This window comes from Buttiauxella ferragutiae (assembly GCF_022637515.1).
GTDB lineage: Bacteria > Pseudomonadota > Gammaproteobacteria > Enterobacterales > Enterobacteriaceae > Buttiauxella > Buttiauxella ferragutiae.
The window spans coordinates 5,123,134-5,146,277 of record NZ_CP093332.1 but is presented as its reverse complement, the minus strand read 5'-3'; the positions used below and the strand labels follow the sequence as shown (position 1 = coordinate 5,146,277).

Sequence of the window (23,144 nt, the reverse complement as noted above, 5' to 3'; positions counted from 1 at the left end):
GTGACCAAGCAGTAATTCATTTAGTTGAATTATTACGAAAGTTAATTTTTGAGCACCGCTTCACGAGTTGAAGCAAATCAAGCTTTTAATTGAAGAGTTTGATCATGGCTCAGATTGAACGCTGGCGGCAGGCCTAACACATGCAAGTCGAGCGGTAGCACAGGGAGCTTGCTCCTGGGTGACGAGCGGCGGACGGGTGAGTAATGTCTGGGAAACTGCCTGATGGAGGGGGATAACTACTGGAAACGGTAGCTAATACCGCATAACGTCTTCGGACCAAAGAGGGGGACCTTCGGGCCTCTTGCCATCAGATGTGCCCAGATGGGATTAGCTAGTAGGTGAGGTAATGGCTCACCTAGGCGACGATCCCTAGCTGGTCTGAGAGGATGACCAGCCACACTGGAACTGAGACACGGTCCAGACTCCTACGGGAGGCAGCAGTGGGGAATATTGCACAATGGGCGCAAGCCTGATGCAGCCATGCCGCGTGTATGAAGAAGGCCTTCGGGTTGTAAAGTACTTTCAGCGAGGAGGAAGGCGTTAAGGTTAATAACCTTGGCGATTGACGTTACTCGCAGAAGAAGCACCGGCTAACTCCGTGCCAGCAGCCGCGGTAATACGGAGGGTGCAAGCGTTAATCGGAATTACTGGGCGTAAAGCGCACGCAGGCGGTCTGTCAAGTCGGATGTGAAATCCCCGGGCTCAACCTGGGAACTGCATTCGAAACTGGCAGGCTAGAGTCTTGTAGAGGGGGGTAGAATTCCAGGTGTAGCGGTGAAATGCGTAGAGATCTGGAGGAATACCGGTGGCGAAGGCGGCCCCCTGGACAAAGACTGACGCTCAGGTGCGAAAGCGTGGGGAGCAAACAGGATTAGATACCCTGGTAGTCCACGCCGTAAACGATGTCGACTTGGAGGTTGTTCCCTTGAGGAGTGGCTTCCGGAGCTAACGCGTTAAGTCGACCGCCTGGGGAGTACGGCCGCAAGGTTAAAACTCAAATGAATTGACGGGGGCCCGCACAAGCGGTGGAGCATGTGGTTTAATTCGATGCAACGCGAAGAACCTTACCTACTCTTGACATCCAGAGAATTCGGCAGAGATGCCTTAGTGCCTTCGGGAACTCTGAGACAGGTGCTGCATGGCTGTCGTCAGCTCGTGTTGTGAAATGTTGGGTTAAGTCCCGCAACGAGCGCAACCCTTATCCTTTGTTGCCAGCGGTTCGGCCGGGAACTCAAAGGAGACTGCCAGTGATAAACTGGAGGAAGGTGGGGATGACGTCAAGTCATCATGGCCCTTACGAGTAGGGCTACACACGTGCTACAATGGCGCATACAAAGAGAAGCGACCTCGCGAGAGCAAGCGGACCTCATAAAGTGCGTCGTAGTCCGGATCGGAGTCTGCAACTCGACTCCGTGAAGTCGGAATCGCTAGTAATCGTAGATCAGAATGCTACGGTGAATACGTTCCCGGGCCTTGTACACACCGCCCGTCACACCATGGGAGTGGGTTGCAAAAGAAGTAGGTAGCTTAACCTTCGGGAGGGCGCTTACCACTTTGTGATTCATGACTGGGGTGAAGTCGTAACAAGGTAACCGTAGGGGAACCTGCGGTTGGATCACCTCCTTACCTAATAGATACGAACTTGCGTAGTGCTCACACAGATTGTCTGATAGAAAACGAGCAGTAAAACCTTATAGGCTTGTAGCTCAGGTGGTTAGAGCGCACCCCTGATAAGGGTGAGGTCGGTGGTTCAAGTCCACTCAGGCCTACCAAACTTCTCTCCATGCTGTGTTGCGACCCCGCTCACATACTTTAGTATGCTTCGCGGTGACGCGCCTTGCCTGATGAGAAGTTAAAGGTAAATCAAAAGGTTTTACGAAATCGATGGGGCTATAGCTCAGCTGGGAGAGCGCCTGCCTTGCACGCAGGAGGTCAGCGGTTCGATCCCGCTTAGCTCCACCATCATTTCATGCTCACCCAATACTTCTAAGTGTACTGTTTAACAGTGTGCTGAGAAGTATTTGCTCTTTAAAAATCCGGAACAAGCTGAAAATTGAAACGACACACTGTTTCCTTTCTCCGTAATAAGAAAGGAAAATGCGGTGTGTTCGAGTCTCTCAAATTTTCGCAACATCGATTGTGTCTTACGAGACATCTTCGGGTTGTGAGGTTAAGCGACTAAGCGTACACGGTGGATGCCCTGGCAGTCAGAGGCGATGAAGGACGTGCTAATCTGCGATAAGCGTCGGTAAGGTGATATGAACCGTTATAACCGACGATTTCCGAATGGGGAAACCCAGTGCAATTCGTTGCACTATCGTTAAGTGAATACATAGCTTAACGAAGCGAACCGGGGGAACTGAAACATCTAAGTACCCCGAGGAAAAGAAATCAACCGAGATTCCCCCAGTAGCGGCGAGCGAACGGGGAGCAGCCCAGAGTCTGAATCAGTTTGTGTATTAGTGGAAGCGTCTGGAAAGTCGCAGGGTACAGGGTGATACTCCCGTACACAAAAATGCACATGCTGTGAACTCGAAGAGTAGGGCGGGACACGTGGTATCCTGTCTGAATATGGGGGGACCATCCTCCAAGGCTAAATACTCCTGACTGACCGATAGTGAACCAGTACCGTGAGGGAAAGGCGAAAAGAACCCCGGCGAGGGGAGTGAAACAGAACCTGAAACCGTGTACGTACAAGCAGTGGGAGCCTCTTTTATGGGGTGACTGCGTACCTTTTGTATAATGGGTCAGCGACTTATATTCTGTAGCAAGGTTAACCGTATAGGGGAGCCGCAGGGAAACCGAGTCTTAACTGGGCGTTAAGTTGCAGGGTATAGACCCGAAACCCGGTGATCTAGCCATGGGCAGGTTGAAGGTTGGGTAACACTAACTGGAGGACCGAACCGACTAATGTTGAAAAATTAGCGGATGACTTGTGGCTGGGGGTGAAAGGCCAATCAAACCGGGAGATAGCTGGTTCTCCCCGAAAGCTATTTAGGTAGCGCCTCGTGAACTCATCTTCGGGGGTAGAGCACTGTTTCGGCTAGGGGGCCATCCCGGCTTACCAACCCGATGCAAACTCCGAATACCGAAGAATGTTATCACGGGAGACACACGGCGGGTGCTAACGTCCGTCGTGAAGAGGGAAACAACCCAGACCGCCAGCTAAGGTCCCAAAGTCATGGTTAAGTGGGAAACGATGTGGGAAGGCACAGACAGCCAGGATGTTGGCTTAGAAGCAGCCATCATTTAAAGAAAGCGTAATAGCTCACTGGTCGAGTCGGCCTGCGCGGAAGATGTAACGGGGCTAAACCATGCACCGAAGCTGCGGCAGCGACGCTTATGCGTTGTTGGGTAGGGGAGCGTTCTGTAAGCCGTTGAAGCTGGACTGTGAGGTCTGGTGGAGGTATCAGAAGTGCGAATGCTGACATAAGTAACGATAAAGCGGGTGAAAAACCCGCTCGCCGGAAGACCAAGGGTTCCTGTCCAACGTTAATCGGGGCAGGGTGAGTCGACCCCTAAGGCGAGGCCGAAAGGCGTAGTCGATGGGAAACAGGTTAATATTCCTGTACTCGGTGTTACTGCGAAGGGGGGACGGAGAGGGCTATGTTAGCCGGGCGACGGTTGTCCCGGTTTAAGCATGTAGGCGGAGAGTTTAGGTAAATCCGGACTCTTATTCAACGCTGAGGTGTGATGACGAGGCACTACGGTGCTGAAGTAACAAATGCCGCACTTCCAGGAAAAGCCTCTAAGCATCAGGTAACATCAAATCGTACCCCAAACCGACACAGGTGGTCAGGTAGAGAATACCAAGGCGCTTGAGAGAACTCGGGTGAAGGAACTAGGCAAAATGGTGCCGTAACTTCGGGAGAAGGCACGCTGTCGGTAGGTGAAGCGATTTACTCGTGGAGCTGAAGGCAGTCGAAGATACCAGCTGGCTGCAACTGTTTATTAAAAACACAGCACTGTGCAAACACGAAAGTGGACGTATACGGTGTGACGCCTGCCCGGTGCCGGAAGGTTAATTGATGGGGTTAAGCGCAAGCTGAAGCTCTTGATCGAAGCCCCGGTAAACGGCGGCCGTAACTATAACGGTCCTAAGGTAGCGAAATTCCTTGTCGGGTAAGTTCCGACCTGCACGAATGGCGTAATGATGGCCAGGCTGTCTCCACCCGAGACTCAGTGAAATTGAAATCGCTGTGAAGATGCAGTGTACCCGCGGCAAGACGGAAAGACCCCGTGAACCTTTACTATAGCTTGACACTGAACACTGGTCCTTGATGTGTAGGATAGGTGGGAGGCTTTGAAGCGAGGACGCCAGTTCTTGTGGAGCCAACCTTGAAATACCACCCTTTAATGGCTGGTGTTCTAACGTAGACCCGTAATCCGGGTTGCGGACAGTGTCTGGTGGGTAGTTTGACTGGGGCGGTCTCCTCCTAAAGCGTAACGGAGGAGCACGAAGGTTAGCTAATCACGGTCGGACATCGTGAGGTTAGTGCAAAGGCATAAGCTAGCTTGACTGCGAGAGTGACGGCTCGAGCAGGTGCGAAAGCAGGTCTTAGTGATCCGGTGGTTCTGAATGGAAGGGCCATCGCTCAACGGATAAAAGGTACTCCGGGGATAACAGGCTGATACCGCCCAAGAGTTCATATCGACGGCGGTGTTTGGCACCTCGATGTCGGCTCATCACATCCTGGGGCTGAAGTAGGTCCCAAGGGTATGGCTGTTCGCCATTTAAAGTGGTACGCGAGCTGGGTTTAGAACGTCGTGAGACAGTTCGGTCCCTATCTGCCGTGGGCGCTGGAGAATTGAGGGGGGCTGCTCCTAGTACGAGAGGACCGGAGTGGACGCATCACTGGTGTTCGGGTTGTCATGCCAATGGCATTGCCCGGTAGCTAAATGCGGAAAAGATAAGCGCTGAAAGCATCTAAGCGCGAAACTTGCCCCGAGATGAGTTCTCCCTGACCCTTTAAGGGTCCTGAAGGAACGTTGAAGACTACGACGTTGATAGGCTGGGTGTGTAAGCGTAGCGATACGTTGAGCTAACCAGTACTAATGATCCGTGAGGCTTAACCTTACAACACCGAAGGTGTTTTGGTTGAGAGACTAAGCATTTGATTTTCAGCTTGAACCGAGATTTTAAGTCGATGGTTACAGATAAGACTGTGACGGTTGATGAAACAGAATATGCCTGGCGGCACTAGCGCGGTGGTCCCACCTGACCCCATGCCGAACTCAGAAGTGAAACGCCGTAGCGCCGATGGTAGTGTGGGGTCTCCCCATGCGAGAGTAGGGAACTGCCAGGCTCCAAATTCAAAGCAGTAAAAGCCAGACTGTGACATCTGGTGGTAGTAAAGAAATTCGGTGGAGCGGTAGTTCAGTCGGTTAGAATACCTGCCTGTCACGCAGGGGGTCGCGGGTTCGAGTCCCGTCCGTTCCGCCACTTATTAAAAATATTATGCCTGCTAAATTAGCGGGCTTAATAATAAGCGTTCTTTAGGGGCGTAGCTCAGTTGGTAGAGCACCGGTCTCCAAAACCGGGTGTCGCGAGTTCGAGTCTCTCCGCCCCTGCCATATAATGATCCTTTGCTTCGGCAAAGGATTTTTTTTGTCTAAAATTCCTCAAAATTCTTCCCCAAAACTACAAAAGCGCATTACTGCGCTGTGAGTGGTGTCTTTAATAACTCTTTGATTATGCTTTGCTTATCGCTATTTTGTAACCAAATCGCATACAGTGGCCGCGAGAGCGTAATTGTATCGGATAACTGGTAAATCCCTTCGCGAGTTTTAGCCCATTCCACAGGTAAAAATGAACATCCATTGAGCTGTGGTAATAGCTTATAAGCTATTTGAGCTGAACTGGTCGTCAGTACTGGAATATCATCATTACTGATGAGCCCCGTTTCGTGCTGTTGGAAGTCAGGCCCCCATTCCAGACGTAAATATGTTAATCCTGCAGTAGAGTTTTGTGCAGAAGCGGAAAATAGTGCCAGGCTGAAATGTCCCAATAATTGGCTGGAAAATTCGTCCATTTTTGGTGATTCTGTTGTGATCAGTAGGTCAAGTTGTCGTTCATGTAACTGTTTAACCAACGATTGTCGTTGGGAAATACGAGCTTCAAATTGCATGTCTTTATGCTCTTGATAGAGCGCCACTAGCCATTCTGAGAGCATACATTCCCAAAGCGATGCACTAGCACCAATCGTGAGCTCATTGTGCTGAGAGGTGTGGGAAACCTCTTTTTTGGCAGCAAGCCAAATACTCATGAGATTTTCTGCATAAGGCAGCAAACGTTCACCCGCCGTGGTAAGACGAATATTATTACGATGGCGAGTAAAAAGATTTACACCAAGCTGATTCTCTAATTGGCGAATTCTAAAGCTGACAGCTGATTGCGTTAGATAAAGAGCTTCCGCTGCTCGCCCAAAATGCCGCGTTCTGCTCACTTCGAGGAACGTTTTTAGTAATTCAGTATCCACGACCCACTCCCAAAAAAAATTTGTCGTTATGATTTAAATGTTTTGTTTGACGCTCTGTCAAGCGTAACTAATACTCCGCGCCATAAATAGCTAGACCAAGAGAATTAGGAGCGTGCAGGATGGCGGAAAGCTTTACGACGACTAATCGGTTTTTCGACAATAAACATTATCCGCGTGGGTTCGCTCGCCATGGTGATTTCACCATCAAAGAAGCCCAGCTGTTAGAACGTCATGGTTACGCGTTCAATGAGCTGGATCTTGGCAAGCGTGAACCTGGTACTGAAGAAGAAGTTCTATTTGTTGCGGTATGCCGTGGTGAACGTGAGCCAGTGACAGAAGCTGAGCGTGTGTGGAGCAAGTATATGACGCGAATCAAGCGTCCTAAGCGTTTCCATACTCTCTCTGGTGGCAAGCCACAGGCGGATGCGGTCGAAGATTACACCGACAGCGATGACTAAAAAAATGGGGCTAAAGCCCCATTTTTTATCCTATAAGCTTCTGTAAGTGAATCAGTAAACGGTCAATTGCGCGATAGCTTAGGGCTTCCAAAATATGTTCCCTCGTTATTTGTTCACACTCCTCAATATCAGCAATCGTTCGAGCGACCTTCAATAAGCGGTGCCATGCACGTACCGACAAACCCAGCTTAATCAGAGTTTCTTCCAGCCATACGGCATCATTATGTTCAATGGCACAATGTTTACGAATCTCATGGTTATCGAGCCTTGCATTGAGCTTTTTCTGACGATCAAATTGCCGTTGCTGCGTAGAAATGACCCGAGCTCTTACATCCGCACTACTTTCACTGCTTAATGCAGGATTACTTAACATGCCGGGTGGCGGGAGAGGGATCTCGACTGATAAATCAAAGCGGTCGAGAAATGGCCCTGAAAGTCGGCTGAGGTAGCGCAGCGTTTGCTCGGGTGTGCAGCGATTATGTTTGCCTTGATAATGACCCGTCGGGCTGGGATTCATGGCCGCCAGTAGTTGGAAATGGGCGGGATAACTAATTTTGGCGCGAGTGCGAGAGATGTGAATCTCACCTGATTCTATTGGCTCACGTAATGCATCGAGCACTCGTCGTTCAAATTCCGGAAGTTCATCGAGAAACAGCACACCGTTGTGTGCCAGTGAAATCTCGCCGGGTCTGGGTATCGAGCCTCCACCAACCATCGCAGCCAATGAAGCACTATGATGAGGCGCTCTGAACGGACGCTGGCGCCACTTTTGCTGTAACGCATGTGGATTGACCAGGCTAATAATGGCTGCACTCTCCAGGGCTTCGCTGTCGCTTAATGGTGGAAGTATGGTATTCAGGCGGCTGACCAGCATTGTTTTACCCGTGCCAGGGGGCCCAATCAGCAGTAGGTTATGTCCACCAGCAGCGGTGATCTCAAGCGCCCGCTTACCTTGAGCTTGGCCAAAGATTTCATTGAGGTCATGCTGGGATTCAACGTACTGCTGTTGTAGTTTATCTGGTGCTGAGAGTTCGCCTTTACCTTCCAGAAATGCGCAAACTTCAGTGAGATGCTTTGCAATAAGGCAGCCGGGCTGCTCAATCAAACTAAGTTCTGCGGCATTCTCATCAGCAACAATAATCTTCTTCCCTGATTTTAAAGCCTCCATTGCGGATGAAATAGCCCCTGGCACGCCACGTAGCGCACCAGTAAGCGCCAGCTCACCTACGAACTCATATTGATCCAACTTATCGATAGAGAGTTGCTCAGACGCTGCCAGCAGCGCCAGAGCGATAGGTAAGTCATACCTGCCACCATCTTTAGGAAGATCCGCTGGCGCAAGATTGATTGTGATTTTACGGGCCGGAAAGGTATAGCCGCTATTGATGATGGCACTCCGCACCCGGTCACGCGCTTCACGGACCGTAGTTTCCGGTAAACCCACCAGAGTTAAGCCAGGCAATCCCTGGCTGATATGGACCTCTACGGTTACTTGTGGCGCCGCGATACCTAAAGCAGCTCTTGTATTCACAACTGCCAATGACATAGTTAGTTCCTCTAAGTGAACTTCATCCTGTCAGTTTGCGAATTTTGTCTAAAGAGCTGAAACGAGGTTCTTCGGGATGTCTTCCAGGCTTTCGGCTGGGATTTCTTTTTTGGAAATTATTCTGCGATATATCTCGCAAAAGATTTAATTTCTGATGGTTACTTCGCGAAAGGAGATACGAATTTATTCTGGATGAAATATTTTCACTATCTCGTTATTTGCTGAAAACAAAAAGTTTTTCCTCATCCTGATTTTTAAAGCACGATATGTATCATAAAAAAATCTTGTGCTTCCTCCAGACCCTGTGATAACTCTGTAGACATTACTTCGAACAAGTAGACAGAATAAACAAACATGAAAGCCCTTCTACAAGTGATTAGCCTGGTCGTGATTAGCGTGGTGGTGATTATTATCCCACCGTGCGGGGCTGCACTTGGAGAAAGAAAGGCTTAAAAATCAAGCCTGAATCGAAAAGAACCCCCGCACCGAAAGGTCCGGGGGTTTTTTGTTGGGCAAAGAAATTCGGAGAGAAACAGATGATGCGTTACAGAATAAAATGCTGTTTCTCCGATAATGAGACGGGGAACTAACTATGAATGGTGCGCAGTGGGTGGTACATGCGTTGCGAGCGCAGGGGGTAGAGACAGTTTTCGGCTATCCAGGTGGTGCAATAATGCCAGTCTACGATGCGTTGTATGACGGTGGGGTCGAACATTTACTCTGTCGCCATGAACAAGGCGCAGCAATGGCAGCCATTGGTTACGCACGTTCTACAGGAAAAACAGGGGTTTGCATCGCCACTTCCGGGCCTGGCGCAACCAACCTGATAACTGGCCTTGCCGATGCGCTGTTAGACTCCGTTCCAGTCGTCGCGATCACAGGCCAGGTTGCCGCTCCGTTCATCGGCACTGATGCGTTCCAGGAAGTGGATGTTTTAGGATTGTCCCTCGCATGCACCAAACACAGTTTCCTCGTTGAATCTTTTGACGATTTACCTCGCGTTCTTGCCGAAGCTTTCGAGATAGCAAACTCCGGTCGCCCAGGCCCTGTGTTGGTGGATATCCCTAAGGACATTCAGTTAGCGCAAGGTGATCTGGAGCCGTGGTTATCGACTGTTGAAGATGATTTCGAAATGCCGCATGCCGAACTGCAACAAGCTCGTGAAATGATAGCGAATGCCCACAAGCCGATGTTGTATGTCGGTGGTGGGGTCGGCATGGCACAGGCCGTTCCCGCGCTGCGTGAATTTATTGCGGCTACCAATATGCCTTCTACCGTCACGCTGAAAGGTCTGGGTGCGGTTCCGGCGGACCATCCGTTTTACACCGGCATGTTAGGCATGCATGGCACCAAAGCGGCGAACCTTGCGGTGCAAGAGTGCGACTTGCTGATTGCCGTCGGCGCGCGTTTTGACGACCGTGTTACCGGCAAACTGAATACCTTTGCTCCGCACGCGAAAGTAATTCACATGGATATCGACCCGGCAGAGTTAAGCAAATTGCGCCAGGCGCACGTTGGGTTGCAGGGGGATTTAGTCCAGTTATTACAGGCACTGCAACAGCCGCTGAATATCGCGGACTGGCAGCAAGAAGTGGCCAACTTACGTGCCGAAAACCCGTGGCGATATGATCACCCCGGTGAGGCCATTTTTGCTCCGTTATTGCTGAAACAGATCTCCGATCGCAAGCCGCAGGAGTGCGTGGTAACCACTGATGTGGGCCAGCATCAAATGTGGACGGCTCAACATATGTCATTCACTCGCCCTGAAAACTTCATCACGTCTAGCGGTTTGGGGACGATGGGTTTTGGTTTGCCGGCAGCGGTTGGTGCGCAGGTTGCCCGCCCGAACGATACGGTTATCTGTATCTCGGGTGACGGCTCATTCATGATGAACGTTCAGGAACTGGGCACGGTAAAACGAAAACAGTTGCCGTTGAAAATCGTTTTGCTGGATAACCAACGTTTAGGAATGGTTCGCCAGTGGCAGCAAATGTTTTTCTCAGAACGTTACAGCGAAACCAACCTCTCCGATAACCCTGATTTCCTCATGCTGGCCAGCGCCTTTGGTATCCCAGGCCAACACATCACTCGTAAAGACCAGGTAGAAGCTGCCATCGAAACGATGTTGAACAGCGATGGCCCGTACATGCTTCACGTCTCAATTGATGAGTACGAAAACGTCTGGCCGTTGGTGCCACCAGGTGCCAGTAACTCACAAATGCTGGAGAAATTATCATGATGCAACATCAGCTCGCAGTAACGGCTCGTTTTCGTCCAGAAACGCTGGAGCGCGTGTTACGCGTGGTGCGTCATCGTGGTTTTCAGGTGTGTTCTATGAACATGGTCACGGTGGGGAACACCGACGACATTAATATTGAATTGACCGTTGCCAGCCTGCGCCCAGTCGAATTACTGTTTAGTCAATTAAGCAAACTGGTTGACGTTGGTCGCGTCGAAATCCAGCAACAAACAACACAACAAATCCGCGCCTGAGCGCAGAAGGAAGAGAACAATGACAACGAAGAAAGCTGATTACATTTGGTTCAATGGTGAGATGACGCCGTGGGGCGAGGCAAAGGTCCATGTAATGTCCCATGCGCTGCATTACGGCACATCGGTATTTGAAGGTATCCGTTGCTATGAGTCTCACATTGGCCCAGTGGTGTTCCGCCATCGTGAACACATGCAGCGTTTGCGTGATTCAGCAAAAATCTATCGTTTCCCTGTATCACAAAGTGTTGATGAGCTGATGGAAGCTTGCCGTTCAGTTATCCGTAAAAACAACCTGACCAGCGCGTATATCCGCCCTTTAGTGTTTGTTGGTGATGTCGGTATGGGCGTGAACCCGCCAGACGGCTATACCACTGATGTGATCATCGCAGCCTTCCCATGGGGTGCATACCTCGGCGCAGAAGCGCTGGAACAAGGGATCGACGCGATGGTTTCCTCCTGGAACCGTGTGGCACCAAATACCATTCCAACGGCGGCGAAAGCGGGCGGTAACTACCTTTCTTCCTTGCTGGTTGGCAGTGAAGCACGTCGTCACGGTTATCAGGAAGGCATCGCGCTGGACGTGAACGGCTACCTGTCAGAAGGCGCGGGTGAAAACCTGTTTGAAGTGAAAGACGGCATCCTGTTTACCCCGCCATTTACCTCTTCCGCGCTGCCAGGCATTACCCGTGACGCCATCATTACACTGGCGAAAGACCTGGGTATTGAAGTGCGTGAGCAAGTGCTGTCTCGCGAATCCCTGTATCTGGCAGACGAAGTGTTCATGTCGGGCACTGCCGCAGAAATCACTCCAGTGCGAAGTGTCGACCGCATTCAAGTGGGTGAAGGCCGTTGTGGCCCGGTCACCAAACGCATTCAACAGGCATTCTTTGGCCTGTTCACTGGCGAAACAGAAGATAAATGGGGCTGGTTAGATCAGGTCAACCCTAAGTAAAAATATAACCAGGCGGATGGCGATTACCGTCCGCTCGACAGACAGACTGGAGTAAATAAGCATGCCTAAGTACCGTTCAGCCACCACCACCCACGGCCGTAATATGGCGGGTGCCCGCGCTTTGTGGCGCGCAACCGGGATGACCGATGATGATTTCGGCAAGCCAATTATCGCGGTAGTGAACTCCTTTACTCAGTTCGTGCCGGGCCACGTCCACCTGCGCGATTTGGGCAAGCTGGTTGCCGAACAAATCGAAGCTTCCGGCGGCGTGGCTAAAGAATTCAACACTATCGCCGTTGATGATGGCATAGCCATGGGCCACGGCGGCATGCTTTATTCTCTGCCGTCACGCGAGCTTATCGCTGACTCCGTGGAATACATGGTGAACGCGCACTGCGCTGACGCGATGGTTTGTATCTCCAACTGCGACAAAATCACCCCAGGGATGTTGATGGCTTCTTTGCGCCTGAACATTCCGGTTATTTTTGTTTCCGGCGGCCCGATGGAAGCCGGGAAAACCAAACTGTCTGACCAAATCATCAAGCTCGACCTGGTTGATGCGATGATTCAGGGCGCTGACCCGAAAGTGAGTGACGAGCAAAGCGAGCAGGTTGAACGCTCTGCTTGCCCAACTTGCGGCTCGTGTTCCGGTATGTTCACCGCGAACTCGATGAACTGCCTGACCGAAGCGCTGGGCCTGTCTCAGCCGGGTAACGGTTCTCTGCTGGCAACGCACTCCGATCGTAAAGAGTTGTTCCTGAATGCCGGTAAACGCATCGTCGCCCTGACCAAACGTTATTACGAGCAGGATGATGAAAGTGCATTGCCACGTAGCATCGCCAGCAAAGAAGCGTTTGAGAACGCCATGACGCTGGATGTGGCAATGGGTGGCTCAACGAATACCGTTCTGCACTTACTGGCAGCGGCTCAGGAAGCAGAACTCGATTTCACCATGACGGATATCGACCAGCTTTCTCGCAAAGTACCTCAGCTGTGTAAAGTCGCGCCGAGCACCCAGAAATACCATATGGAAGACGTGCACCGCGCGGGTGGCGTAATCGGTATTTTGGGCGAGCTGGATCGCGGCGGATTATTGCATCGCAATGTGAAAAACGTTCTCGGTCTGACTCTGACGCAAACGCTGGAACAGTACGATGTCATGCTGACCAAAGACGAAAGCGTGAAAAGCATGTTCTCAGCAGGTCCGGCGGGCATTCGTACCACAAAAGCTTTCTCGCAATCCTGCCGTTGGGATTCTCTGGACGTTGACCGCCAAAACGGTTGTATCCGTTCCAAAGAAAATGCCTACAGCCAGGAAGGTGGTTTGGCGGTGTTGTACGGCAACTTCGCCGAAAATGGCTGCATCGTGAAAACTGCGGGTGTGGACGATGAAAGCCTGGTATTCCGCGGCCCTGCGAAAGTCTACGAAAGCCAGGATGATGCGGTTGAGGCTATCCTTGGCGGCAAAGTCATCGCGGGCGACGTGGTCGTTATTCGCTACGAAGGGCCAAAAGGCGGGCCGGGCATGCAAGAAATGCTCTACCCAACGACCTTCCTGAAATCTATGGGGCTGGGCAAAGCCTGTGCGCTGGTCACTGATGGTCGTTTCTCCGGCGGGACTTCTGGACTTTCTATCGGTCACGTTTCGCCTGAAGCGGCAAGCGGCGGCAATATTGCGCTGATTGAAGATGGCGATATGATTGCGATTGATATCCCGAATCGTGGTATCCAACTGCAATTGAGCGATCAGGAAATGGCCGCTCGTCGTGAAGCGCAAGAAGCCCGCGGTGACAAAGCCTGGACGCCACGTGCGCGTGAACGCCAGGTCTCCTTCGCTCTGCGCGCTTACGCAATGCTTGCCACCAGTGCCGATAAGGGCGCGGTGCGCGATAAAAGTAAGCTTGGAGGCTAATGATGGCCGAATCGCAACCGCTACCTGACGCCCCTTGCGGGGCGGAATATCTGCGAGCCGTTCTGCGCGCTCCGGTTTACGAAGTCGCGCAGGTCACACCGTTGCAGAAGATGGAAAAACTGTCGTCACGTCTGGATAACGTCATTCTGGTGAAACGTGAAGACCGCCAGCCCGTGCACAGTTTCAAACTGCGCGGTGCATACGCCATGATTGCGGGACTGAACAGCGAGCAGAAAGCCAGCGGCGTGATTACGGCTTCGGCTGGCAACCACGCTCAGGGTGTCGCGCTTTCCTCAACGCGTTTAGGCATCAAGTCGTTGATCGTCATGCCAGTCACTACGGCAGATATCAAAGTGGATGCCGTCAGGGCGTTTGGCGGTGAAGTGCTTTTGCATGGCGCAAACTTTGATGAAGCGAAAGCGCGTGCTATCGAGCTTTCGCAGCAACAAGGTTTCACTTACGTTCCTCCGTTTGACCACCCGGCAGTCATCGCCGGGCAGGGCACGCTGGCGCTCGAACTCCTGCAACAAGACGCCCATATCGACCGCATATTCGTACCGGTTGGCGGCGGTGGCCTGGCGGCTGGCGTGGCAGTGCTGATCAAACAGTTGATGCCACAAATCAAAGTCATCGCCGTGGAAGCGGAAGATTCAGCCTGCCTGAAAGCGGCTTTGGATGCGGGCAAGCCGGTTGATTTGGCGCGTGTCGGTTTGTTTGCTGAAGGTGTCGCGGTTAAGCGTATCGGCGATGAAACGTTCCGTCTTTGCCAGGAATACCTCGACGACATTATCACGGTGGATAGCGATGCTATCTGCGCTGCGATGAAAGACTTGTTCGAAGATGTTCGTGCAGTTGCTGAACCGTCTGGCGCTCTGGCTCTGGCGGGGATGAAAAAATACATCCAGCAACACCAGATTCGTGGTGAACGCCTCGCGCACGTATTATCAGGTGCGAACGTTAACTTCCACGGCCTGCGTTATGTTTCCGAGCGTTGCGAGCTGGGTGAACAACGTGAAGCGCTGTTGGCGGTCACCATTCCTGAAGAGAAAGGCAGCTTCCTGAAATTCTGCCAGGTACTGGGTGGGCGCTCAGTTACCGAGTTTAACTATCGCTATTCCAGTTCGGCGGAAGCCTGCATTTTCGTTGGCGTTCGTTTGACGCGTGGCCTCGAAGAGCGGCATGAAATCATCGAATTGCTTAACGAAGGTGGTTACGGCGTTGTCGATTTGTCTGATGACGAAATGGCGAAACTGCACGTGCGTTACATGGTGGGCGGGCGTCCGTCGAAACCCCTGCGAGAGCGTCTGTACAGTTTCGAATTCCCTGAGTCGCCAGGCGCTTTGCTGAAATTCCTGCAAACGCTCGGCACGCACTGGAATATTTCCCTGTTCCATTACCGCAGCCACGGCACGGATTATGGCCGCGTGCTGGCGGCGTTCGAACTGGGCGACAATGAGCCAGATTTCGAAACCCGTCTCAATGAACTGGGCTACGACTGCCACGATGAAACCAGTAACCCAGCGTTCCGTTTCTTCCTTGCAGGTTAATGGCTTCCGGGCAGTAATTTCCAGAACGCATGCACAAGCGGCTCATTGAGCCGCTTTTTTTGTACGCAAACGCCCAGCTCAAACGGTGTGGTCTCATCGTTTCGTTCCAGCACCTGCACGCGGTTTCGTACCGGTTCCGGGCTGTTTTCCAGCACGATTTCAGGAATCAGCGCCACGCCACAACCCAGCGCCACCATTGAAACCATTGCCTCATGCCCTGCCACCGTCGCGTAAATAAACGGGTTGCTGATTTTCTGACGGCGGAACCACAACTCAATACGGCGGCGTACCGGGCCTTGATCCGGTAAAATAAATGGCACTTTTGCCCAGTCGGGATCCGGTTGATTTACCTGCGCTCGAACCGGGCACGGCAGCGCGGGCGCAATAAGCGCCACAGATAAATTATCCAGAATCGAAAAGGCAACGCCTGGCGGCAATGTCTCCGGTTTACCCGCAATAGCGATATCGGCTTCGTTAGAATCCACTTTTTCTACTGCATCGGCTGCATCGCCGGTGGTCAGTTTGATCTCCACGTTGGGATGCTCAGCACGGAATCTGTCGAGAATTGGCGGTAAATGACTGTAGGCGGCGGTGACGGAGCAAAAAAGATGTAACTCGCCGGTGAGCGACGGCCCTTCCTGCCCGATGGTGTGGCGCATTTGCTGATACTGCAACAGCGTGTGCTGGGCGAACTGTTTCAGTTGCTCTCCGGCCTCGGTCAGCGTAACGGTGCGGTTATCGCGTAAAAACAAGGGTTGACCTAAATCCTCTTCGAGGCGCTGGATCTGGCGCGAAAGCGTCGACGGGCTGACGTGCATCGCGCGTGCGCTCCTGCCGAAATGGCGACTTTCAGCAAGGTGGATAAATATTTTCAGGTCGCGTAAATCCATGGTCATCAGCCCTTGTTTCTACGTTGCATAAATTGCAACGTCACGTTGTTAATATATCAATTTAAGCAACGCATTTCCTGTCATATAGTGAGTTCATTATCGCAAGCAAGACACGGCTGGCGAACCTTATAAAAGCACAACACAACGACTACGGAGTACCACCACGATGGCTAATTATTTCAACACTTTGAACCTGCGTCAGCAGTTGGCGCAACTGGGTAAATGTCGTTTCATGGCGCGTGCAGAATTCGCTGATGAAGCAAGCTACCTCAAAGGCAAAAAAGTCGTCATCGTCGGTTGTGGCGCACAAGGCTTGAACCAGGGTCTGAACATGCGCGACTCCGGTCTGGATGTTGCTTATGCTCTGCGTGCTGAAGCTATCGCTGAGAAACGCGCTTCATGGCGTAAAGCGACCGAAAACGGTTTTAAAGTTGGCACTTACGAAGAACTGATCCCGCAAGCCGACCTGGTCGTTAACCTGACGCCAGACAAACAGCACTCTGCGGTTGTTAAGGCAGTTCAGCCAATGATGAAAGATGGTGCTGCGCTGGGTTATTCCCACGGTTTCAACGTGGTTGAAGTGGGCGAGCAAATCCGTAAAGACATCACCGTTGTGATGGTTGCGCCAAAATGCCCGGGCACTGAAGTTCGTGAAGAATACAAACGTGGTTTCGGCGTACCGACTCTGATTGCGGTTCACCCGGAAAACGATCCGAAAGGCGAAGGCATGGCAATTGCTAAAGCCTGGGCTGCTGCAACGGGCGGTCACCGTGCAGGCGTTCTGGAATCTTCCTTCGTCGCCGAAGTGAAATCTGACCTGATGGGTGAGCAAACTATTCTGTGCGGCATGCTGCAGGCCGGTTCCCTGCTGTGCTTCGATAAGCTGGTGGAAGAAGGCACTGACCCGGCATACGCAGAAAAACTGATTCAGTTCGGCTGGGAAACCATCACCGAAGCGCTGAAACAAGGCGGCATCACGCTGATGATGGACCGCTTGTCTAACCCGGCGAAAGTCCGTGCTTATGCGCTGTCTGAACAACTGAAAACCATCATGGCTCCATTGTTCCAGAAACACATGGACGACATCATTTCCGGCGAGTTCTCATCCGGCATGATGGCTGACTGGGCAAATGACGATAAGAACCTGCTGACCTGGCGTGAAGAGACCGGCAAAACTGCGTTTGAAACCGCTGCACAGTTTGACGGTAAAATTTCCGAGCAGGAATACTTCGACAAAGGCGTTCTGATGATCGCGATGGTGAAAGCGGGCGTTGAGCTGGCATTCGAAACCATGGTTGATGCGGGCATTATCGAAGAGTCTGCTTACTACGAATCACTGCACGAACTGCCGCTGATTGCGAACACCATCGCTCGTAAGCGCCTGTACGAAATGAACGTGGTTATCTCTGACACGGCTGAATACGGCAACTACCTGTTCTCTTACGCAGCAGTGCCATTGCTGAAAGAGTTCATGACAACTCTGCAAGCGGGTGATTTGGGCAAAGAAATCCCGGCGGGTGCGGTTGATAACGCGCAACTGCGTGACGTTAACGAAGCGATTCGTAACCACGAAATCGAAACCGTTGGCAAGAAACTGCGCGGCTATATGAAAGATATGAAGCGTATTGCTGTAGCGGGTTAAGTTGGCTGGTTAATATTCTCTCTAAAAAAAATCCCTGGTGAAAACACCGGGGATTTTTCTTTACTGGCTACCGATGAACTGCATTATACAACCCCTGTCTTTATGGGTAATTGCGGGGTGTTTTTCAATTAAAAGCAGTAATTCCCTCTTTTGCGATTCGGAGGGTTGTGCGGTGAATCTATTAAGCTGCAAAGTCCAACGGGCGACGGCTTCTGGCGTGAATTCGTTCGCTTTAATGTTGGTGTGAGAGAGCAGCAAAATCAGTTGATTCCATTCGTTAAAGCGGCGGGCTAGTGCAAAACAAAGTTCTGCGTGTTTCACCGTTGGCGCAGCCTCAAGGCTTTGCTGAATATCTGCCATGGTTAGGTAGAGCTTTAATTTAACAAATGTTTTAACCACCATTCTCGCGATTGTATACGATGGGTAAGTGAATGCTTTTAAAAGATATTCACGGGCGTCTTCCTGCAAGTTTCGCACTATCACCAGCAGCGCAGCCTTATACATTGCCACTGAGCTGCAATCCAGACTGTTTAACGCCAGCTCAATGACGTGCTCATATTTCTGCTCATCAAGGCCCAGCAATGCCGTGCCTCTTTCTTCGGCTTTGCGGGAATTGTCGTGAAATGCGGCGATATAACATTTGATCGGCGATACATCGCCAGCAGTCAGGAGCCTGGCCGCCCGTTTTCTTACTAGCTCGTTGCGATCCAGCAACAACGGTAAGAGTAACGATGGCGAAACAGGCAGTTTTTCCTCAACAATATAATGCAGCACCGCTTGTTTAATCGGTGCGTAGCTGTCTTTAAGCAGCCTGGCTATTCGTTCTGTTGTCACCATCGCGGGGCGCATCAACAATGCGTTGGTTGCCACTAACCTCACTACCGCGTCGTTGCTTTGTTTTGCGCGCTGAAAAAGCACATCTTCAGAGAAGATCTGATGCTCAAGCAGTACTCGCAGGGCTGCTCTGGCAACATTTTTATCTTGAGAAACCAATATATCTAATAGCACACCCCGGTTTTCAGAGAGTGCCAGGAAGTGAATAATTTGATTCACCAGCGACTGATGATCGTCACGCTTGCCGTCGAGCAGACGAAATAAATTGGGTAAGCAATTCGCCAGTGATTGTGCGTTTTCTGGTTTTATAAACCGCAAAATGCTCGTGCGGGCGGCCCTTCTGACCTGCATTGCCCAGTCATTTACCCTTTCAATCAGAGCTGGTAATGCCGGGACTGTCCCCATCAAACCCAGGCATAAAACGGCGCGTTCCCGAACGTGGCCGTTGTGATGTCGGGTTAATTGCTCAAGACGTTTTGCCAGGTCTGGCTCGGGCTTCTGCGAGTACCAAAAATCCCGGTTATTTGGCTCAGCCATAAATGCATCAAGCTGGCGCAGTAAGAATAATTCCGTTGCCATTAATTTAATCCTCAAACCATCACTGTTTTAAACAACAAGGCATCCAATGCCGCTGTGCCCTGCATCCGGCTTTCGGGAAGCAGCATTCGATCTTTATCAGTATTCAGCTCTTGCAGGATGAACTCGTGGATTCGTGGCCTGCGTGGGCCATATTTCGCTTCGCCTGCATTCTGTTTTACCTCCAGCAACTGGTGGATTTCCTCAAGAAGCAGGGGGTCAGTTACCGTTCCTTCCATTAATTGGTCGAAACGCACGGGTGGAAATCCTTTTCCTGCTTCCAGCCACTGCACTGCCAGTAAAGGCCGCAGCACATAGAAGTATTTTTTGAGGCGAACTTCATCTTCTTGTAGATAGCCGCGAAAGTTTTTGCGAGCCATCGAGAAGTAATGCCATCTTGCTCGCTGTGCCGAAAACCAATCTGGAACCTGTGCTCGTAGCGCATCCATACATTCATTGTCTTGTTCATAGACCAGCGGGGAGTGAAGCCACTCTTGTAACGTAGGGTTGGCGCTTTTTAACAGCCCCAGCGCTTTACGCCATTCCCAGCCGCAAACATCCAGCTCGCTGTCTATAGGCAGCTCAATCACATCACGCTGTGGCTCAACCCGCAAATACCACTCAGGTGGATGAACATAGAGAAATCGCACGTCATAATCGCTGTCTGGCGAAGCAAAGCCCCAGCCACGGCTGCCGGATTCGCAGGCATACAGCACGCGCACGTCGTGGCGTTTTTCGATATCCCGCAGCGCCTGTTGCACACGGCTACGCATAACCGCATCAACACTATTCAGTCCCGTTTTCATCTCTTATCCTTTTACACACACGACCTGGCGCAAAGTGTGAACAATTTCTACCAGCGAAGACTGCGCCGCCATTACTGCGTCAATATCTTTGTAAGCCATCGGTATTTCGTCGATAACGTCGCTGTCTTTACGGCATTCCACATGGGCCGTGGCGCGGATTTGATCCGCTACGCTAAAGCGCTTTTTTGCCTCTTTGCGGCTCATAGTACGCCCCGCGCCGTGGCTGCATGAGCAGAAGCTTTCTTCATTACCCAGGCCGCGCACGATAAAGCTTTTTGCCCCCATCGAACCGGGAATAATCCCCATCTGTCCTTTTTGCGCAGAGACTGCACCTTTACGTGTCACCAGTACCGATTCACCAAAATGAGTTTCCTGCTGCACATAGTTGTGGTGGCAGTTAACCGCTTCCTGCTGAGTGGTGAAGGGTTTTGTCACAATGCGCGAAAGTGCTGCCAACGTGTGTGCCATCATCACTTCACGGTTATGGCGGGCAAAATCCTGCGCCCAACTGACTGCCTCCATGTAATCCTCAAAATGCTGGCTCCCTTCTTCAAAGTAGGCGAGGTTACGATCCGGCAAATTGGCGATGTGCTGCTGCATATCTTGCTGTGCGAGCGAGATAAACAACGAACCGATGGCGTTGCCTACTCCGCGCGATCCGCTATGCAGCATTACCCAGACCTGCTGTGTTTCATCAAGGCACACCTCAATAAAATGGTTACCTGTTCCCAGTGTTCCGAGGTGCTGATAGTTATTGGTTTTCGCCAACTGCGGGTACTTATCCGTCAGGTGCTTGAAGCGTGGTGCCAGTTCGGCCCAGTGCTTGTCTACTTCTTGCGGAGGGGTTTCCCATGCTCCACGATCCCTTTTCGAACGGGTTGAAGTACGCCCATGTGGTACCGCCTGTTCGATGGCGCTACGCAAACCGGCAAGGTTATCCGGCAGGTCGCTTGCCAGCAGTGACGTCCGCACGGCAATCATTCCACAGCCAATATCAACGCCAACGGCCGCCGGGATAATTGCACCACGGGTGGGAATAACGCTGCCGATAGTCGAACCCTTACCCAGATGTACATCCGGCATTACGGCCATGTGTTTAAAAATAAAAGGCATTTTTGCTGTATACAGCAATTGCTCTTGTGCTCTGGGTTCCACAGGTACGCCCTGAGTCCACATTTTTATCGGCGCACCGTTGGTTTGATTCAAAAGTTGGTAATCGTTCAATATTTTGCTTTCCATAGTCTTGTCCCTTTTTGATTGTTGTCCCTGTAGATATAGCGAAAGCTGTGCCAATAACGAAAATAGCCATAAATATACTTTTAGTTATATGAAATTTAAGGATAAAAAATAATTACTTCGCTTGTGGTTAAATATCGCTTTGTAAGATATTTTATTTTTAAGGATATTGGTTTATATGAAGGGATAAAATGAAACGCAATGTTGTTATTGGCGTATTGGGGACCACGCTGGATAAACGAGGCAAGCGAGAAAATCGGTGGACGAAATGGCGCCCCACAATAGGGCTGTGCCAGCAGGATTGGCTAACGGTCGATCGTCTGGAATTATTGCACCAGCCTAAAGATAAAGGTATGGCTTTACAGGCTGCGGAGGACATTGGCAAAGTTTCACCCGCGACTCAGGTCGTGTTAAACGAAGTGGAGCTGAGTGACCCCTGGGATTTTGAAGTGGTCTACAATGCGTTGCTCGATTTTGCCAGCCGTTATCCTTTCGATACTGAATCAGAAGAGTATTTGGTACATATCACTACCGGTACGCATGTGGTGCAGATTTGCTGGTTCTTGCTGACAGAAGCACGCTATCTCCCGGCAAGACTGCTGCAAACGGCACCGGGGGAAAAAACCGATCGTGCGAACAGCCCCGAAGGAACGGCATCTGTCATTGATTTGGATCTCAGCCGCTATGCCACGCTGACCAGCCGTTTCTTGCGTGAACAGCAGCAGTCGGTCTCTTTCCTGAAATCCGGTATTGAAACCCGTAATAAAACGTTCAACACACTTATCGCTCAAATTGAACGAGTGGCGCTGCGCTCTGATGCACCAATGCTGCTGACTGGCCCGACGGGTGCCGGTAAATCATTTCTGGCGCAGCGAATCTACGCGTTGCGCGAATCCCGGCATCTGGTTAAGGGCAGTTTTGTTGCGGTGAACTGTGCCACGCTGCGCGGCGATAATGCGATGTCTACTTTATTCGGCCATGTGAAAGGGGCTTTTACCGGTGCGTTGCAAGCACGAACCGGGTTGCTTAGGGAAGCTAATGACGGTGTGCTGTTCCTTGATGAGATTGCTGAACTAGGGCTGGATGAACAGGCAATGTTGCTAAAAGCCATTGAAGAGAAAAAGTTCTTTCCCTTTGGCTCTGATAAAGAAGTCAGTAGTGATTTCCAGCTTATTGCTGGTACTCACCGCAACATGCAAGAGTGGATCGCGCAGGGCCGGTTTCGTGAGGATTTATACGCTCGTATCAACATGTGGACTTTTCGATTACCAGGACTTGCGGAACGCTGTGAGGATATCGCACCTAATATTGAATACGAATTACAGCGCTTTGCCCGTAATCAAAAAAGCCAGGTTCGCTTCGACAAAGGCGCAAAGGAAGAATATCTGGCTTTCGCGTGTTCTTCGCAAGCCACCTGGCGCGGTAACTTCCGTGAGTTGAGCGCCTCAATAGCGCGTATGGCAACGCTTGCAGAACAAGGGCGCGTGACAAAGGCGCTGGTTGATGAAGAGGTTGTCAGGCTGAAAACTAACGGGCAGGAACGAGGTTCAAGTACGGTATTTAGCGCCGTGCCCGAGCATATCGATCTCTTTGACAGACGTCAGTTGGAAACTGTTATTGAAGTGTGTCGCAACTCGCCTTCACTTTCAGAAGCGGGGCGACGGCTTTTTGCGGTGTCACGTGAACAAAAGAAACAACCCAATGACGCAGACAGGTTACGTAAGTATCTGGTGCGCTTTGGGTTGAGTTGGGATGACGTCAAAAATAGCTGAG

At 51.2% G+C, this 23,144-nt stretch carries 15 protein-coding genes, 4 tRNA genes and 3 rRNA genes; 16 read left to right on the top strand and 6 right to left on the bottom strand.

Features of this window, described 5'->3' with window-relative positions; genetic code table 11:
• Positions 1 to 86 precede the first annotated feature (86 nt).
• The 7 genes from MNO13_RS23665 to MNO13_RS23635 all read left to right on the top strand — a co-directional run bounded on the left by MNO13_RS23665 (position 87) and on the right by MNO13_RS23635 (position 5,574).
• Positions 87 to 1,626, top strand: a 16S ribosomal RNA gene (locus MNO13_RS23665).
• A gap of 69 nt (positions 1,627 to 1,695) precedes the next feature.
• A tRNA-Ile gene (locus MNO13_RS23660) sits at positions 1,696 to 1,772 on the top strand.
• A 114-nt stretch (positions 1,773 to 1,886) separates the two neighbouring features.
• Positions 1,887 to 1,962 (top strand) — tRNA-Ala (locus MNO13_RS23655).
• A 206-nt stretch (positions 1,963 to 2,168) separates the two neighbouring features.
• A 23S ribosomal RNA gene (locus MNO13_RS23650) occupies positions 2,169 to 5,077 on the top strand.
• Positions 5,078 to 5,190: 113 nt separating this feature from the next.
• A 5S ribosomal RNA gene (gene rrf, locus MNO13_RS23645) occupies positions 5,191 to 5,306 on the top strand.
• Together the 16S, 23S and 5S rRNA genes with 4 tRNA genes alongside form the textbook arrangement of a ribosomal RNA operon.
• Before the next feature lie 60 nt (positions 5,307 to 5,366).
• Positions 5,367 to 5,443, top strand: a tRNA-Asp gene (locus MNO13_RS23640).
• Positions 5,444 to 5,498: 55 nt separating this feature from the next.
• Positions 5,499 to 5,574 (top strand) — tRNA-Trp (locus MNO13_RS23635).
• An 80-nt stretch (positions 5,575 to 5,654) separates the two neighbouring features.
• On the opposite strand, the gene hdfR is transcribed toward MNO13_RS23635, so the two are convergent.
• On the bottom strand, positions 5,655 to 6,479 hold the full coding sequence (gene hdfR, locus MNO13_RS23630; protein WP_064541629.1) for an HTH-type transcriptional regulator HdfR: 825 nt from the start codon (positions 6,477 to 6,479) through the stop codon (positions 5,655 to 5,657).
• Positions 6,480 to 6,598: 119 nt separating this feature from the next.
• Between hdfR and MNO13_RS23625 the strand changes: the two genes are divergently transcribed.
• On the top strand, positions 6,599 to 6,937 hold the full coding sequence (locus tag MNO13_RS23625; protein ID WP_064541626.1) for a MaoP family protein: 339 nt from the start codon (positions 6,599 to 6,601) through the stop codon (positions 6,935 to 6,937).
• Positions 6,938 to 6,962: 25 nt separating this feature from the next.
• On the opposite strand, the gene MNO13_RS23620 is transcribed toward MNO13_RS23625, so the two are convergent.
• Positions 6,963 to 8,483: a YifB family Mg chelatase-like AAA ATPase gene (locus MNO13_RS23620; RefSeq protein ID WP_133523151.1), complete on the bottom strand. Its 1,521-nt coding sequence runs from the start codon at positions 8,481 to 8,483 to the stop codon at positions 6,963 to 6,965.
• A gap of 354 nt (positions 8,484 to 8,837) precedes the next feature.
• Between MNO13_RS23620 and ilvL the strand changes: the two genes are divergently transcribed.
• The 6 genes from ilvL (at position 8,838) to ilvA (ending at position 15,387) form a co-directional block, all read left to right on the top strand.
• Positions 8,838 to 8,936 (top strand): ilv operon leader peptide, encoded by a 99-nt coding sequence (gene ilvL, locus MNO13_RS23615; protein ID WP_072009493.1) that lies wholly within the window; start codon positions 8,838 to 8,840, stop codon positions 8,934 to 8,936.
• A gap of 139 nt (positions 8,937 to 9,075) precedes the next feature.
• Positions 9,076 to 10,722, top strand: coding sequence for an acetolactate synthase 2 catalytic subunit (gene ilvG / locus MNO13_RS23610; RefSeq protein WP_121814590.1), 1,647 nt, complete (start codon positions 9,076 to 9,078; stop codon positions 10,720 to 10,722).
• Entirely contained in the window at positions 10,719 to 10,976 is a 258-nt protein-coding gene (ilvM, locus tag MNO13_RS23605) for an acetolactate synthase 2 small subunit (protein ID WP_064515142.1), read from the top strand. Before ilvG ends, ilvM begins: the two co-directional genes overlap by 4 nt.
• A gap of 19 nt (positions 10,977 to 10,995) precedes the next feature.
• On the top strand, positions 10,996 to 11,928 hold the full coding sequence (locus MNO13_RS23600) for a branched-chain amino acid transaminase (protein WP_064541618.1): 933 nt from the start codon (positions 10,996 to 10,998) through the stop codon (positions 11,926 to 11,928).
• Between the two features lie 61 nt (positions 11,929 to 11,989).
• Positions 11,990 to 13,840 carry a dihydroxy-acid dehydratase gene (gene ilvD, locus MNO13_RS23595; protein WP_064541615.1) on the top strand — a complete coding sequence of 617 codons (1,851 nt, stop codon included), beginning with the start codon at positions 11,990 to 11,992 and terminating at the stop codon, positions 13,838 to 13,840.
• A gap of 2 nt (positions 13,841 to 13,842) precedes the next feature.
• Positions 13,843 to 15,387, top strand: coding sequence for a threonine ammonia-lyase, biosynthetic (gene ilvA / locus MNO13_RS23590; RefSeq protein ID WP_064541612.1), 1,545 nt, complete (start codon positions 13,843 to 13,845; stop codon positions 15,385 to 15,387).
• Here ilvA and ilvY read toward each other — a convergent pair.
• On the bottom strand, positions 15,384 to 16,277 hold the full coding sequence (gene ilvY / locus MNO13_RS23585) for an HTH-type transcriptional activator IlvY (protein ID WP_064541609.1): 894 nt from the start codon (positions 16,275 to 16,277) through the stop codon (positions 15,384 to 15,386). The genes ilvA and ilvY overlap by 4 nt on opposite strands.
• A 166-nt stretch (positions 16,278 to 16,443) precedes the next feature.
• Between ilvY and ilvC the strand changes: the two genes are divergently transcribed.
• Entirely contained in the window at positions 16,444 to 17,919 is a 1,476-nt protein-coding gene (gene ilvC, locus MNO13_RS23580; RefSeq protein ID WP_064541606.1) for a ketol-acid reductoisomerase, read from the top strand.
• A gap of 60 nt (positions 17,920 to 17,979) precedes the next feature.
• On the opposite strand, the gene MNO13_RS23575 is transcribed toward ilvC, so the two are convergent.
• Genes MNO13_RS23575 through MNO13_RS23565 form a run of 3 tightly spaced genes read right to left on the bottom strand, consistent with a single transcriptional unit; the run spans position 17,980 to position 21,374 of the window.
• Complete coding sequence (locus MNO13_RS23575; protein ID WP_064541603.1) at positions 17,980 to 19,332, bottom strand: HEAT repeat domain-containing protein; 1,353 nt, start codon at positions 19,330 to 19,332, stop codon at positions 17,980 to 17,982.
• 11 nt (positions 19,333 to 19,343) lie between these two features.
• Positions 19,344 to 20,135 (bottom strand): nucleotidyltransferase domain-containing protein, encoded by a 792-nt coding sequence (locus MNO13_RS23570; RefSeq protein WP_064541600.1) that lies wholly within the window; start codon positions 20,133 to 20,135, stop codon positions 19,344 to 19,346.
• A 3-nt stretch (positions 20,136 to 20,138) separates the two neighbouring features.
• Positions 20,139 to 21,374, bottom strand: a complete 1,236-nt coding sequence (locus tag MNO13_RS23565) for an RtcB family protein (RefSeq protein WP_241939370.1) — start codon at positions 21,372 to 21,374, stop codon at positions 20,139 to 20,141.
• Between the two features lie 188 nt (positions 21,375 to 21,562).
• On the opposite strand from MNO13_RS23565, the gene rtcR reads away from it, so the two are divergent.
• Positions 21,563 to 23,143, top strand: coding sequence for an RNA repair transcriptional activator RtcR (gene rtcR, locus MNO13_RS23560; protein WP_064541593.1), 1,581 nt, complete (start codon positions 21,563 to 21,565; stop codon positions 23,141 to 23,143).
• Position 23,144: the final 1 nt, after the last annotated feature.